Origin of the sequence: Nocardia sp. NRRL WC-3656, assembly GCF_000720265.1 — a bacterium.
Classification (GTDB): domain Bacteria; phylum Actinomycetota; class Actinomycetes; order Mycobacteriales; family Mycobacteriaceae; genus Nocardia; species Nocardia nova.
This window is the reverse complement of the sequence record NZ_JOJF01000017.1, coordinates 190,144-204,097: the sequence shown is the minus strand read 5'-3', so window position 1 is coordinate 204,097 and position 13,954 is coordinate 190,144. Positions and strand designations below refer to the sequence as shown.

At 67.0% G+C, this 13,954-nt stretch carries 15 protein-coding genes, 3 tRNA genes and 1 pseudogene; 11 read left to right on the top strand and 8 right to left on the bottom strand.

Annotated features, from left to right (window positions below; genetic code table 11):
* Positions 1–131 precede the first annotated feature (131 nt).
* Together IG65_RS0122085 and IG65_RS0122080 are read left to right on the top strand one after the other, a co-directional pair.
* Positions 132–608 carry a TNT domain-containing protein gene (locus IG65_RS0122085; RefSeq protein ID WP_051756629.1) on the top strand — a complete coding sequence of 159 codons (477 nt, stop codon included), beginning with the start codon at positions 132–134 and terminating at the stop codon, positions 606–608.
* Between the two features lies 1 nt (position 609).
* On the top strand, positions 610–858 hold the full coding sequence (locus tag IG65_RS0122080; protein WP_030516848.1) for a hypothetical protein: 249 nt from the start codon (positions 610–612) through the stop codon (positions 856–858).
* A 53-nt stretch (positions 859–911) separates the two neighbouring features.
* Here IG65_RS0122080 and IG65_RS0122075 read toward each other — a convergent pair.
* The 3 genes from IG65_RS0122075 to IG65_RS0122065 form a co-directional block, all read right to left on the bottom strand.
* Positions 912–984, bottom strand: a tRNA-Arg gene (locus IG65_RS0122075).
* A gap of 36 nt (positions 985–1,020) precedes the next feature.
* Positions 1,021–1,110, bottom strand: a tRNA-Ser gene (locus IG65_RS0122070).
* An 86-nt stretch (positions 1,111–1,196) separates the two neighbouring features.
* Positions 1,197–2,054, bottom strand: a complete 858-nt coding sequence (locus tag IG65_RS0122065) for a dienelactone hydrolase family protein (RefSeq protein WP_030516847.1) — start codon at positions 2,052–2,054, stop codon at positions 1,197–1,199.
* A 174-nt stretch (positions 2,055–2,228) separates the two neighbouring features.
* On the opposite strand from IG65_RS0122065, the gene hisC reads away from it, so the two are divergent.
* Positions 2,229–3,308: a histidinol-phosphate transaminase gene (gene hisC, locus IG65_RS0122060; RefSeq protein WP_030516846.1), complete on the top strand. Its 1,080-nt coding sequence runs from the start codon at positions 2,229–2,231 to the stop codon at positions 3,306–3,308.
* A 16-nt stretch (positions 3,309–3,324) separates the two neighbouring features.
* On the opposite strand, the gene IG65_RS0122055 is transcribed toward hisC, so the two are convergent.
* Complete coding sequence (locus IG65_RS0122055) at positions 3,325–4,320, bottom strand: alpha/beta hydrolase family protein (protein ID WP_231509341.1); 996 nt, start codon at positions 4,318–4,320, stop codon at positions 3,325–3,327.
* A 203-nt stretch (positions 4,321–4,523) separates the two neighbouring features.
* On the opposite strand from IG65_RS0122055, the gene IG65_RS0122050 reads away from it, so the two are divergent.
* Positions 4,524–4,608 (top strand) — tRNA-Ser (locus tag IG65_RS0122050).
* A 15-nt stretch (positions 4,609–4,623) separates the two neighbouring features.
* On the opposite strand, the gene IG65_RS0122045 is transcribed toward IG65_RS0122050, so the two are convergent.
* Entirely contained in the window at positions 4,624–5,349 is a 726-nt protein-coding gene (locus IG65_RS0122045; protein WP_030516844.1) for an SDR family NAD(P)-dependent oxidoreductase, read from the bottom strand.
* Positions 5,350–5,444: 95 nt separating this feature from the next.
* On the opposite strand from IG65_RS0122045, the gene IG65_RS0122040 reads away from it, so the two are divergent.
* On the top strand, positions 5,445–6,281 hold the full coding sequence (locus tag IG65_RS0122040) for a LysR family transcriptional regulator (protein ID WP_030516843.1): 837 nt from the start codon (positions 5,445–5,447) through the stop codon (positions 6,279–6,281).
* 109 nt (positions 6,282–6,390) lie between these two features.
* Here IG65_RS0122040 and IG65_RS39600 read toward each other — a convergent pair whose 3' ends face one another.
* Together IG65_RS39600 and IG65_RS0122030 are read right to left on the bottom strand one after the other, a co-directional pair.
* On the bottom strand, positions 6,391–6,519 hold the full coding sequence (locus IG65_RS39600; RefSeq protein WP_255359476.1) for a hypothetical protein: 129 nt from the start codon (positions 6,517–6,519) through the stop codon (positions 6,391–6,393).
* 47 nt (positions 6,520–6,566) lie between these two features.
* Positions 6,567–7,055, bottom strand: a complete 489-nt coding sequence (locus IG65_RS0122030; RefSeq protein ID WP_030516842.1) for a MarR family winged helix-turn-helix transcriptional regulator — start codon at positions 7,053–7,055, stop codon at positions 6,567–6,569.
* A gap of 123 nt (positions 7,056–7,178) precedes the next feature.
* Here IG65_RS0122030 and IG65_RS0122025 point away from each other — a divergent pair, with 123 nt between their 5' ends.
* A complete protein-coding gene (locus IG65_RS0122025; RefSeq protein WP_030516841.1) occupies positions 7,179–8,168 on the top strand; it encodes an NAD(P)H-quinone oxidoreductase in 990 nt (329 codons plus the stop codon).
* A 38-nt stretch (positions 8,169–8,206) separates the two neighbouring features.
* Here IG65_RS0122025 and IG65_RS34990 read toward each other — a convergent pair.
* Positions 8,207–9,356: pseudogene (locus IG65_RS34990) on the bottom strand (aminotransferase class V-fold PLP-dependent enzyme).
* 235 nt (positions 9,357–9,591) lie between these two features.
* Here IG65_RS34990 and IG65_RS0122015 point away from each other — a divergent pair.
* The 5 genes from IG65_RS0122015 (at position 9,592) to IG65_RS0121995 (ending at position 13,777) form a co-directional block, all read left to right on the top strand.
* A complete protein-coding gene (locus IG65_RS0122015) occupies positions 9,592–10,185 on the top strand; it encodes a bacterial proteasome activator family protein (protein WP_030516840.1) in 594 nt (197 codons plus the stop codon).
* A gap of 136 nt (positions 10,186–10,321) precedes the next feature.
* Positions 10,322–11,146 (top strand): ABC transporter permease, encoded by an 825-nt coding sequence (locus tag IG65_RS0122010; RefSeq protein WP_051756627.1) that lies wholly within the window; start codon positions 10,322–10,324, stop codon positions 11,144–11,146.
* An 8-nt stretch (positions 11,147–11,154) separates the two neighbouring features.
* On the top strand, positions 11,155–11,961 hold the full coding sequence (locus IG65_RS0122005; RefSeq protein ID WP_030516838.1) for an ABC transporter ATP-binding protein: 807 nt from the start codon (positions 11,155–11,157) through the stop codon (positions 11,959–11,961).
* 71 nt (positions 11,962–12,032) lie between these two features.
* A complete protein-coding gene (locus IG65_RS0122000) occupies positions 12,033–12,956 on the top strand; it encodes a glycosyltransferase (RefSeq protein WP_051756650.1) in 924 nt (307 codons plus the stop codon).
* A 227-nt stretch (positions 12,957–13,183) separates the two neighbouring features.
* Complete coding sequence (locus IG65_RS0121995) at positions 13,184–13,777, top strand: hypothetical protein (RefSeq protein WP_228796174.1); 594 nt, start codon at positions 13,184–13,186, stop codon at positions 13,775–13,777.
* Positions 13,778–13,954 lie beyond the last annotated feature (177 nt).

Sequence of the window (13,954 nt, the reverse complement as noted above, 5' to 3'; positions counted from 1 at the left end):
CCGGTTCCGGCTCCGGATCCCTTTCGGCGTCGCCCTGCCATCCCGGTACACCGCCCACAGTCCCGAAGACGACCAACTACTACGACGGGAAGGAATATCTGGGGCCCGACCCGTTGCCGCAGGACCCACCTGTGGGTTCGTTGCTGACGGGATATCAGCGCTTCGGGAACCTCACCGAGGCCCAGTTCATTGCGAAATACCGCACTCCGGACAATTCCATGTGGATATATCCACCCGATGACGGATTCCTGATCATCGACGGCCGTACGGCGGCACACCCGGAGGTGTTGCAGCCCGGCAAGCGTATCGACCGATTCGGTGCTCCGAGTGGAAAGTTCCTGGCACAAGACGGCGAGTCGTACGGCGGGCGCGCGATACCACCGCAGAACCTCAACTCGCCCGGGGGCACCACGCAAAGCGATTATCACCTCTACTGCGTACTCGCGCCGTTCCAAGTGGAGGCCGGGCCGGCCCAGCCATGGTTCGAGCAGCCCGGACTCGGTACCCAATATGTTCTGGATACCAGTTTCCAGCCGTACCCCGGCGGAAAAGCGACCGTCCAATGGCTGCTCGACAACCACTACCTGGTCGAAGAGATCCCTGGTTGATATGGATCGCAGGCAATTGGCCGCCGCGCTGCTCGCCGCCGGAAAGCCTCCGCAGTGGTTCCAGATCGCCGGCGTTCATACCCATGACCCGCTGCCGACCGACTTCTGGTTCCTGCGCCCGGGATCCGGCGGCGACTGGGAAGTCGGCGTCTTCGAACGCGGTGAGTACGACGTCCGAGGCCGATTCGCCGCCGAATCCGACGCGGCCGCATGGGTTTACGAATCCATGATGGGACACCCCCCACCGTGATGCGAATACGAAACGGCCCCTCACTTGTCATCAAGTGAGGGGCCGTTCCACTGCGCGCCCGGAGAGACTCGAACTCCCAACCTTCTGATCCGTAGTCAGATGCTCTATCCGTTGAGCTACGGGCGCAGGTCTTGTTCAGTTGTGTGCCCGGTTACCCGGGCGTGGCGGAGGCGAGAGGATTTGAACCTCCGGTCCCCGTGAAGGGACAACTCATTAGCAGTGAGTCCCATTCGGCCGCTCTGGCACGCCTCCTGGAGCCTTCTTTCGAGGGCGCCGGTCCTTTCGAACCGCCGAGAGGCAAGAGTACAGAGCAACCGGTCAGGACGCAAAACGGCTGGTCAACGCAGGTGACTGTCGAACCAATCGAAGATTCTGGTCTGTGCGTCGATCAGGAGCCGCTTCTCTTCCTCGGGCAACTGCTCGAAGTCGGCCATGTCGAACCCAGGATGGTCCGGGCGGTGATGCAAGCCGGGGTAGCTGACCACCAGGGTGGCCACCGCGGCTCGCGCCGCCGCGTCACGCAGGCGTTCCACGTGATCGGCCGGGTTGACGGGATCGTCGTTGCCGTAGAGACCGAGCCAGGGGGCCTGCAACCGCGGGGCGGCGTCCACCAGCGCCGTCGCCTCCGCGGTCAGCGGCTCCATGATGCCGGGTGCGGCGACGCTCACCGCCGCACCGATGGGACGGTTCGTGGCGACCAGCAGTGCGGCGGTGCCGGCGTTGTCGAAACCCAGTACGCCGACAGTGTCGGCGTACACTCCCCGGCCGACCAGCCAGTCGAAGCAGGCATCGAAATCGGCGAACAGATCCGCGCCGAACACCTGCTCGACCTCCGCGCCGCCCGCGACGGCGGTGGCGACCGCACCCGGCCCGTCGGAGACCCGCGCCCCGACGGCGGCGAGATCGCGGTCGTTGACCGTCCCGGCGCCGTCCCCGTGACCCTTCTGCCGATCGAAGCGGTGGAACAGATTGGGCGCCACCATGATCCAGCCTTCACCGGCCAGCGATTTCATCATTTCCAGCAATACATCGGCAAACTGACGGGACTCGTGGAGTACGACGATGCCGCCGCGCGCGTAACCCTCCGGCTCGATCACCGTAATGGGCACCCGACCTCCGGCCGCCGGGCCCGGAGCGCCGTCGACCACCTGCCCGCTGTCGCGCAATGGTGCTTCATCTCGATAGATGCCCGACATGAAACCAGGGTAGTTCGCATCCGTTACATTCGGGAGAAGTTGCACGGAAGTACCCATTCCTCGGAAAATTTTCCGACATACCGCCCAGCCGGTTCGGACCCGCAGACGGACCGCCGGGGCCTCCCGGACAACCGCGGCGAGCCGCCGCGACGTGCGAGGAATTAAGGTGTTGGGGTGAGTGCTCGTATTCGTCCGGACCTCGAGTCCATTCCGGCCTACGCTCCGGGTCGCAGTCATCCGGGCGCCGTGAAACTGGCCAGCAACGAAACCACCCAGGGGCCGCTCCCGAGCGTGGCCAAGGTGATCGCCGAGGCGGCCGAACTCATCAACCGGTACCCGGACAACTCCTCCGGCGAACTTCGAGCAGCCGTCGCCGAGTTCCACGACGTCGCGGTCGAGAATGTCGCGATCGGCTGCGGCAGCGTCGCGCTGTGCCAGGAACTGGTCCAGATCACGTGCGCCTCCCCTGCCGACGAGGTGGTGTTCGCCTGGCGCTCGTTCGAGGCGTATCCGATCGTCACGCAGGTCGGCAACGCGACTGCCGTGCCGGTGCCGCTGAACGACGAATTCGCACACGATCTGGATGCGATGGCGGCGGCGATCACCGACCGGACCCGGCTCGTTTTCGTCTGCAATCCGAACAACCCGACCGGAACGGCGTACGGCCGTGCCGAATTGACCCGCTTCCTCGACGCGGTCCCCGACGACGTGCTGGTGGTGCTCGACGAGGCGTACTTCGAATATCTGCGCCTGCCCGCCGACGATCGGGCCGACGGTGTCCAGATCGGCCGAGGGCGCGCGAATGTCGTTGTGCTGCGCACCTTTTCGAAGGCATACGGGCTGGCGGGGCTGCGGGTCGGTTACGCCGTCGGCGATCCGGAACTGATCACCGCGCTGATGAAGGTGCACATTCCGTTCAGCGTGAATCGGCTGGCACAGGCCGCGGCCATCGCCTGCCTGCAGGCGCGGCACGAACTGCTCGACCGCACCGATCATGTGGTGGCCGAGCGGGAACGTATGCGCGAGGCGCTGCTGGCGGCCGGATACCGGGTACCGCCGAGCCAGGCCAACTTCGTCTGGCTGCCGCTGGGCGAGCACAGCGCGGAGTTCGGCGCGGCCAGTGCCGAAGCCGGAGTTCTGGTGCGGCCGTACGGCGCCGACGGGGTGCGGATCACCGCGGGCGATCCGCACGAGAACGATCGGTTCCTGAGTTTCGCCACCGCACCGGACACCGTCGCGCGCTTCGCCGGCTGAACCGGCTCCGCGGCGGTCAGCGCACGCCGAGGGCTCCCGCCAGCGTCGGCCACGCCCTCGGCAGTTCGTCCTTCCAGTACGGCCAGGAATGCGTGCCCACCGGACGCAGATCGACATCCGCCGGGATCTGCATGCGCTCCAGCCGATCCGCGAGCGCCATCGTGCAAGCGTTGGCGCCGGCCTCGAGCGGACCACCGAATCCGATCGTCGAGAACGCTTCCGGATTGCCCGGACCGTCGTAGGGCCCCGGCACACCGGAACCGGCGGACAGGAAGATCGCCTTACCGCGCAGGGTGTCGGCGTGCATCATCACGTCGTGGGCGAGCCAGTCGGGATCTTCCTGCTTGCCGAACATGTTGTCCGGATCGCCACCGTAGGTGCGCACCACGGCCCGTGCCTGCGCCTGCCCGAAATCCGAGCCCATCGCATAACAACCACTGTGGGCGGCGACAGCGAGATAGGCCTGCGGGTTGCGTATCGCCAGCATCATCGCCGCCTCCGCCCCCATCGAGACGCCCTCCACAGCATCGCGGCCGTTGCCTTCGAAGGTCGCGTCCATCAACGGCGGCAGTTCCCGAGTGAGAAAGGTCTCCCACTTGTTGGTGCCGAGCACCGGATCCGGATGCTGCCAATCCGTGTAGTACCCCGCCGGGCCGCCGATCGTGAGGACCACGTTGACGTCCTTGTCGGCGAAGAACTGCACCGCGCCACCCCGCTCGGTCCAGTTGTTGTACTGGTTGCTCGCGCTACGCCCGTCGAGCAGATAGACGGTCGGGCGCGGATGGCTGCGATCGGCCGGTAGCAGCACCTGCACCTGCACCGTGCGTCCCATGGCCGGGGAGTCCACGAAAACCCGCAGCCAGCGGTCGTTGATCGGTTCGATGTGGTCGATCGACGCGGTGGCCGGACGGGGATCGTCCAGCGCCGGAGGCGGCCCCTCGGCGGAACCCGAATCGGCCGGGGGCGCGGGCGCGGCGGCAATCGACGGCGCTCCCCAGATCGCCCCACTCATCAGGAGTGCGGCAATGGTAGCGCCGGACAGCCGACGCCGTATCCGGCGACGAACCATGGCCGCCATCCTGCCAGAGGTCGCGCGAGGCGTCGAAAACCCACGACGGCCCGATCTCCGGCGAGTCTTCCGACGCTCCGCACCGATTCGGCATCCCCGCACTCGCGCCAGTAGGCTGAGACACCGTTCCGGCGCGTCCGGAACGAGGTGGGTTGCCCGAGCGGCCTAAGGGAACGGTCTTGAAAACCGTCGTGGTTCACGCCACCGTGGGTTCAAATCCCACACCCACCGCAGGTGAAGGGCCTGTCACCAGGGGACTGTTCCGGCGTCGGAGAAGAATCCGCCGGTCGGTCCGTCGTCGGGCAGGGTGGCGAGGTGAATCGCGATCGCGGCGCCCTCTTGGGGGGTTCGGACGCCGCGGAAGCCGTTGAGGTCGGTGGCGGTGAAACCGGGGCAGCCGGCGTTGATCAGGATGTCGGTGTCGGCCAGTTCCTTGACGTATTGGACCGTGACCGCGTTCAGGAAGGTCTTCGACGCCGCGTAGGCGGCGGAGATCGGGCCGGTGTCCGCACCGGGCGTGGTCTGCAGCGTGAGCGAGCCGACGCTGCTGGACATGTTCACGATCCTCGGTGCTGCCGAACGCCGCAGCATGGGCAGCATCGCGTTGGTGACGCGGATGACCCCGATCACGTTGGTTTCCACGGCAGCTCGCACGGTCGCGGGATCGACCGTAGTGGGTGTCTGGGGCATGCCGCCGGTGATCGCGGCGTTGTTGACCAGGACGTCGAGGCCTCCGGCGCGGTCGGCGATCAGGTCCGCCGCGGCGGCCACGCTCGCGTCGTCGGTCACGTCGAGCGGAACGCCGAAGGCATCGATCCCGTCCGCGCGGAGTTTCTCCACCGCCGTGTCGCGGCGTTGTGCGTCGCGCGCGCCCACACCGATTCGCCAGCCGAGGGCGCCCAGCCCCGCCGCGATCTCGTATCCGATTCCCTTGTTCGCACCCGTCACCAGCGCGATCGTCTGTTCACTCATACCGTCGATCCTGGTTCGGTCGTGGGTGGTGGGTCCAACACCGATCGGGTGGCCGCTGATACCGCACGGGTATCAATGCCGGATACGATGACGTGGTGGAGACGCGGGAGTTGCGATACTTCGTCGCCGTCGCCGAGGAGTTGCATTTCGGGCGAGCGGCACAGCGACTCGCCATGGCGCAACCACCGCTGTCACGGGCGATCCGACAGCTCGAACGGCGGCTCGGCGTGGTTCTGCTGCACCGCACCACTCGCTCGATCGCCCTGACCGAGCCGGGGGCGGTGCTCTTGCGGGAGGCTCGTGCCGCGCTCGCCGCGGTCGACGCCGCGGAGCGCCGCACCCGCCGCGCGGCCGGTCGGCCCGGCGTGGTGCTGGCTACGAAGGCCGGCGCGTCCAGCGAACTGCTGTCGAAGTTGCTGGACGCCTACGCTGCCGAACCGGGCGCTGTCGCTGTCGAGGTGCTGCTCTGCGGGCCCGGCGAGCAGGAGGCGCTGCTGCGCGACGGCCGTGCCGACGTCGCACTGCTCCACCGGCCCTTCGACACGACCGCCGGACTCGACACCGAGGATCTGCACACCGAACAACAGGTTCTGGTTCTGCCCGCCGGCCACCCCCTCGCCCACCGGCCCCACCTGTCGTCGGCCGAGGTCGCCACCCAGACGGATCTGCCCCTGCCGCGCTGGCCTCGGCAGGACGGGAGCTATCCCGACGGCCCCGGTCCGAAGGTTCGCGACCACACCCAACTGGCCCAGCTGATCGCGCTCGGACGAACCTGCGCGGTCATGCCCGAGTCGGTCCGAACCCACCTCCGCGACGATCACGCGATCGTGCCGGTGCCGGACGCACCGGCGGTCACGACCGTCATCGCCTGGCCGCCACACAGCAGATCCAAAGCCGTCGCCGACCTAGTCCGCACCGCGACACGTCTCTAACCGACACCGCGATTCCACGGCCGCCTTGAGCCACGAATATGGCGCCGACCTGCGAATCGCTCGGCGCCACAGTCGTTTCCGGTCTCGATTCGAACGGCCGGCCCCAGGATCAGAAGCACCACACCCAATCGGCGGATCCCGGCAACGGGATGGTGATGCAGATGGCGATCGGTTTCGCCGTGGTATCGGACGCGCTGTCGGCGGAGGCGATGGGCGCCGCCACGGCGCCGAGCGACATGACTATCGCGGTGGTAGCGAGGACTTTCGCGGGACCAACGTGCCTGATCAACTCCGGCGGGGGTCGGTTTTGGTGTTCACTCGGTCGAAGGCGTCGCCGATGGCGGTGAGTTCTTCGGGGCTGAGCAGGTCGACGAAGGTGCGGCGGACTGCGGCTACGTGGCCGGGGGCGGCGGCGCGCAGGCGGCGCATACCTTCCTCGGTGAGGTGGGCGCGGACGCCGCGGCCGTCCTCTTCGCAGCTGGTCCGGCGGACCATGCCCTGATCCTCCATGCGGCGGATCTGGTGGGTGAGGCGGCTGCGCGAGGAGAGCACGCCGTCGGCGAGGTCACTCATCCGCAGCGAACCGCCCGGAGCCTCGGAGAGCATCACCAGGATGCGGTATTCGGGCAGGCTCATATCGCTGTCGGCCTGGAGCTGGCGGTTGAGCTCCACCATCAGACGCTGGTGCCCGTCCATGAAGGCGCGCCACGCCCGCTGCTGTGCCGAGCTCAACCACGGCGGCGATGCCGGGTGACCACTCGGTTCGTAAGCCATGGCGCCATTCTATTGGGCCCGAATGGAAGCAATGTCGCCTGGTCAGCGACTTGCGGACAAGATCACCCGGATCAGGTCCACAGCCGCACCCGTTCCAGCGCGGCGAGCACATAGAGTCGGGGTATGTACGCGGTGACATTGGACGGTTTCGGTGGACCCGAGGTGATCCGCTGGGCGGAGGTGCCGGATCTGCCGCCGCCCGGGCCGGGCGAGGTGGCGATCGACGTCGTGGCCGCCGGGGTGAATCGCGCGGATCTGTTGCAGCGCCAGGGTTTCTATCCGCCTCCGCCGGGCGCGAGCGACATTCTGGGCCTCGAGGTGTCGGGCGTCGTGGCCGAGATCGGCGAGGGCGTACGGGATCCGGGGCCGGGCGACCGGGTGTGCGCGCTGCTGTCCGGCGGCGGCTACGCCCAGCGCGTGGTGGTCGCGGCGAGTCAGGTGCTGCCGGTGCCCGAAGGCCTGGATCTGGCTGCGGCAGCGGCACTTCCGGAGGTGGCCGCCACCGTGTGGTCGAATCTGGTGATGCGCGCCGGATTACACGCCGGCCAACTGTTGCTCGTCCACGGCGGCGGTAGCGGGATCGGCACCCATGCCATTCAGGTCGCGGTGAATCGCGGTGCGCGCGTCGCGGTGACCGCCGGTTCGCAATACAAATTGGATCGCTGCGCCGAATTGGGTGCGAGCATCGGAATCAATTATCGCGAACAGGATTTCGTGGAAGTCGTCGGAGAATTAGGGGGCGCCGACATCATTCTCGACAATATGGGCGCGAAATACCTGCCGCGCAACGTGACCGCCCTCGCCGACGACGGCCAGCTGTGCGTGATCGGCATGCAGGGCGGAGCGAAGGGCGAGCTGAATCTGGCGGAGCTGCTCGGGAAGCGCGGCACCCTCCATGCCACCAATCTGCGTAAGCGGCCGGGCACCGGGCGGTCGAGTAAGGCCGAGATCATCGCGGAGTTGCGGCGCCATCTGTGGCCGCTGCTCGCGGAGGGCGCGGTGGTACCGGTGATACATGCCGAGGTCCCGGTCACGGAAGCGGCGCACGCCCACGAACTGCTCGATTCGGCCGAGACCGTCGGCAAGGTGATCCTGCTCATCGACGAGGTGTGAATGCCCGCTGTGCCGGCGACCATGCGCCGGACGGCCGCCTACTTCTCCAGCGAGTTCAGCGCCCGGCCGAGCTGTTCGATCTCGAATTTCGTTGTGTAGGGCGCCAATCCGAGGGTGACCGCGCCGCCCTCGTCGTTGACGCCCAGGGCGTCGAGCAGGCGACTCCCGCCGTGCGCGCCGCTGACCGTGCCGATGCGGTGATCGGCGAGCTCGGCGGAGATCTTCTCCGCCTGCATCCCCGCGATGGTGAAGCTGACCGTGGGGATGCGGGTGGACGCGCGGCCGATCACGGTCAGATCCGGGACCGCGTCGAGCACCTCCATGAGATGTTCGAACAGCTGGTCGTGGTAGTCCTGCAGCGAGGTGATCGATATCTCCAGCCGCTCCCGGCGGCTGCCGGTGGCCTGTTCGTCCAGTCCGGCGAGATAGTCGATGGAGGTGGTCAGCCCCGCCAGCAAGGCGTACTGATGTCCGCCGACCTCGAGCCGCTCGGCGCCCTTGGCGTAGGGATTGAGCGACATCGAGGGAATGCGATCCAGGAATGCCGGATCACGGAACACCAGCGCGCCGATCTGCGGACCACCCCAGGCCGGTGCGGAGAGAGCGACGACATCGGCGTTGAGTTCGTCGATGTCGATCAGGGCATAGGGCGCCGCGCCGAAACAGTCGGCCACCAGCAGTCCGCCCACCTCGTGCACCCGGTCGGCGGCGACCCGGACCGCGGGCGCGGAACCGACGATCGGCGAGGCGGCGGTGACGGCGACCAGTCGCGCGGTCGGGCCGATCAGTTCCTCGAACTGCCAGGCCGGCATCTCGCAGGTTTCGATCTCCACCTCGGCCCAGCGCACATGGGCGCCGTAGCGGTTGGCGATGCGCAGCCACGGGGCCACATTGGCCTCGTCGTCCAGGCGCGAGAGCACGATGCCGGTGCCGAGCCCGAGCCGCGAGCTCAGCGATTCGGCCAACCACGCCAGCAGGACGGCCCGGTCCGGGCCGAGGACGACACCCGCCGGATCGCCGCCGACGAGATCGGCGACCGCCTCCCGGGCCGCGTCGAGAATGGCACCACTGCGGCGCGCGGCGGCATACCGAATCCGGGACCAGCATCCCTGCCTGGGGGTCCAGATGGATCCAGCCGTCGCCCAGGGACGGTATCAACCCCCGAACCCTCGCGACGTCGTAAGTCATGCTGGCCACTCTAAGGGCAGCGGGCAAGTCGGCGGAACCGTGCGCCGACCCAATGCGATATCACGCGACATGGCAACCGACTTTCACAAACCGAACCACACACGAGGCGGACAGAACCGCAACAGAATACTTCCGCCCGAAATCGGACCGCATACCCCGTTCCGGCACCGGGCCCCCACCGGGCGATGCGTCGTTCACTTAGCGCTCGGCACGGGAAGCAGACATCATGGATGCCATGACGCAATCGGACGGAGCACCGGATTCCATCGTGGTGATCGGACCCGAGGGGCGGCCGCTGGTCATTCCGGCCGGCGCCCAGGGTGAGGCGCCGTTCGCCGGGCAGGTGGTCGGCGAGGGCGAGACCGCCGCCGAGGGTGCGCAGACCGGCGGCGAGGAGTCGCTCGCCGATATGGTCGAGCAGCCCGCGAAGGTGATGCGGATCGGCACCATGATCAAGCAGCTGCTCGAGGAGGTACGCGCCGCTCCGCTGGACGATGCCAGCCGCAACCGGCTCAAAGAGATCCACACGACCTCGGTGCACGAGCTCGAGCAGGGTCTCTCCCCCGAACTGCGCGAGGAACTCGAGCGGCTCGCGCTGCCGTTCAGCGAGGAGTCCGTGCCGTCCGACGCGGAACTGCGGATCGCCCAGGCACAGCTGGTCGGCTGGCTGGAGGGTCTGTTCCACGGTATTCAGACCGCGCTGTTCGCCCAGCAGATGGCGGCCCGCGCACAGCTCGAGCAGATGCGTCACGCTCTGCCGCCGGGCGCGCACATCCCGCGCGAGGGCGGACAGGGTGGATCGGTCACCGGAGGCGGTCAGTACCTCTGAACACCGCTGATCATCGGATAGGCTCGTGCCCCCACCGGCGGGGATCGGCTCTGCGCTACAGTCGTGCACTGTGCCAGCAGCTGCCCCTGCCGATTCGGCCACAGCCGAACGCCCGGCCGACGCCACGGTGCCCCTGATGTCGGATGCGCAAACATTCCCGCGGGCCTTCAAAGACCTCCGCGAGGGGTTCACTCAGCGTGAGCTGTGGCTACAGCTGGGTTGGCAGGACATCAAGCAGCGCTACCGGCGATCGGTGATCGGCCCGTTCTGGATCACCATCGCCACCGGCGTGCAGGCGGCCGCGATGGGTGTTCTCTACGCGGCGATCCTGAATCAGGACCTGTGGACGTATCTGCCGTATGTCACCGTCGGCCTGATCATCTGGAACGTGATCAACGCCAGCATCCTCGAGGGCTCGGACGTGTTCATCGCCAACGAGGGGCTGATCAAACAGCTGCCCTCGGCGCTGAGCGTTCACGTCTATCGGCTGGTGTGGCGGCAGTTCCTGTTCTTCGCCCACAACATCGTGATCTATCTGGTCATGCTGGTGGCCTTCGGCGTCTGGGAACATCTGGATTGGTCCGTGCTGCTGGCGATTCCGGCGATCGTGCTGGTGTTCCTGAATTCGGCGTGGGTGTCGATCGTCTTCGGCATCTTCTCCACCCGCTACCGCGACATCGCCCCGATTTTGGGCAGCATGACCCTGATGCTGTTCGTGCTGACTCCGGTCATGTGGACCACGAAGTCGCTGCACGACCAGGGTGGGGCGGTGAGCGAGCGGGCCAAGCTGGTCGAGCTGGTGCCGACCTACCACTATCTCGAGATCGTGCGCGCACCCCTGCTCGGCGATCCGGTGCAGGTGCGGTCGTGGCTGGTCGTCGGTGTGATCACCGTGGTCGGCTGGGCGGTGGCGATCCTGGCGTTGAAGCAATACCGTTCCCGCGTGCCGTACTGGGTGTAGAGGACGTTATGACCGGAGTAAGCATCGAAACCCACCAGGCGTGGGTGGAGTTTCCCATCTTCGACGCCAAGTCACGGTCGCTGAAGAAGGCGTTCCTGGGCAAGGCCGGCGGATCCATCGGCCGCAATCAGTCCGATGTGGTCGTGGTCGAGGCGCTGCGCGACATCACGCTGTCGCTGAAGGAGGGTGACCGGGTCGGCCTGGTGGGCCACAACGGCGCCGGGAAGTCGACGCTGCTGCGGCTGCTCTCGGGAATCTACGAGCCCACCCGCGGCAGTGCGCGCGTGCGTGGCCGGGTGGCACCGGTGTTCGACCTCGGCGTCGGTATGGATCCGGAGATCTCCGGCTACGAGAACATCATCATCCGCGGGCTGTTCCTCGGCCAGACCCGCAAGCAGATGCTCGCCAAGGTCGACGAGATCGCCGACTTCACCGAACTCGGTGAATACCTGAACATGCCGCTGCGCACCTATTCCACGGGTATGCGGGTGCGGCTGGCGATGGGCGTGGTGACCTCGATCGATCCGGAGATCCTGCTGCTGGACGAGGGTATCGGCGCGGTCGACGCGGAATTCATGAAGAAGGCCCGCAACCGGCTGCGCGATCTGGTGGCGCGCTCCGGAATCCTGGTGTTCTGCAGTCATTCCAACGAATTCCTTGCCCAATTGTGCGATACCGCAATGTGGATCGACCACGGCACGCTGCGCATGCAGGGTGATATCGAGGATGTGGTCCGCGCGTACGAGGGCCCCGAGGCGGGCGATCACGTGAAGCAGATCCTGCGTGAGCTCGAACTCGAACGCAATCCCGCATGACCACCGCCGCAGACCCGGACATGGGCGGTCGAGCGCGGAGGGGGCATGTCCCGGAGAACAAGGATATGGACATGAATGATCAGGCGGCCTCGTCCGCGGACAGCGGAGTGGCCCGGATCATCGCGGTGGTCGTGACCCACAAACGCCGGGAACTGCTGAGCGAATCGCTGAAGGTGCTCGCTGCGCAGACCCGCCCGATCGACCATCTGATCGTCATCGACAACGGCAACGAGCCCGAGGTCGGCGAGCTGGTGGAAGAACAGCCGATCGAATCCACCTATCTGGGTTCCGAACACAACCTGGGTGGTGCGGGCGGCTTCGCCCTCGGCATGCTGCACGCGCTGACCATGGGCGCGGACTGGGTGTGGCTGGCCGACGACGACGGCCGCCCCGAGGGTCCGGACGTCCTCGAGAAGTTGCTCGATTGCGCCGAGCGCCACGGCCTTTCGGAGGTCTCGCCGGTGGTGGCCGATATCGACGATCCGGATCGGCTGGCATTTCCGCTGCGCCGCGGCGTGGTGTGGCGACGGCTGCGATCCGAACTCGGTGACGAGGACTTCCTGCCCGGTATCGCGTCGCTGTTCAACGGCGCCCTGATCTCCGCCGAGGCGCTCGAGGTGATCGGCGTGCCGGATCTGCGGCTGTTCGTGCGCGGCGACGAGGTGGAGGTGCACCGGCGGCTGGTGCGCTCGGGCCTGCCGTTCGGAACCTGTTTGCAGACGGCGTATCTGCACCCGAACGGGTCGGCGGAATTCAAGCCGATTCTGGGTGGCCGCATGCACACCCAATATCCGGACGATCCGGTCAAACGCTATTTCACCTACCGCAACCGTGGCTATTTGATGGCACAGCCCGGGATGCGGAAACTGCTACCCCAGGAATGGGCACGGTTCTCCTGGTTCTTCCTCGTACAGCAAAAAGATCCGGCCGGTCTGCGAGAATGGTTGCGGCTGCGGCGTCTGGGGCGACGCGAGCAGTTCCATAAACCCGGTTAGATCAGTGCTTTTCGCATGAGGAGGTAACGGCTGTGAGCAACCCCTACGGTGGGCAGCCACCCTATGGGCAACCATTCCAACCGAACGGTGCACAGCCGTATCCCCCTCCGCAGCCGAATGGTCCCTATGGCGCGCCGCCGCCGCACGGCGGTAGCGGAGCCGTTGCCGCACCGGGATATCCGCAGCCGCACGCGGGCTCGCAGCCACATATTCCCCAGCCGCACAACGTGTCCCAGCCGCATCAGGCGCCGGGGTGGGGCGCTCCCCCGGCTCCGCCGCAGCCCTACGGTCAGCCGCCGGCGAATCCGTACGGGGCGCAACCGTATCCCGGTCAGCAGCAGTTCAACGGCGGGCCGGCGCCCTACGGTGCGCCCAATCCCGTTGCGCCGCAAGGCCAATACGGGGCCTACGGCCCGGCGGTGCAGTTCCAGCCGCAGCCCGGACCGCAGGGCATCGTCGTCGACGCCTCGTACTTCCCGCTGGGATTCCTGCTCGCGCTGACCGGCCCGAAGATCATCGTCAACGGCATGGAGGTGCCGATGGCGAAGTGGGGACAAACCCACATTCCGGTCGGTCCCGGGCAGCACCACGTGCGAGTGGCGACCAAGTGGCTGTGGGATATGGGACCGGCCGAGACGACCGTGCCGGTCGCCGAGGGCCACAGCACCCACGTGTATTACAAATCGCCCGCGATCGCCTTCATCAACGGTGCGATCGGGCCGGTGCCGCAGGCCGCGCCGGGTGCGATCGTGTCCTACATCAGCCTCGGCGTGGTCGGGGTGTTCATCCTGCTGCAGTTGCTGATCGCCTGCTCGCTCTGATCGCGCAGCCCGGGAAGACGTAGGCCCGGAAAATACGTTGCGGCCCGCGCGGCGGGCTGTCATCGTTTGTACATCCGGTCGCGCACGCGACCGAACCGAGTAGCGAGACACGAGAGGGTCGAGGAGGTGGAATACGTGAACGTCGACAGTCGGATTGTCGCGGCCGGAGCCCGGTAT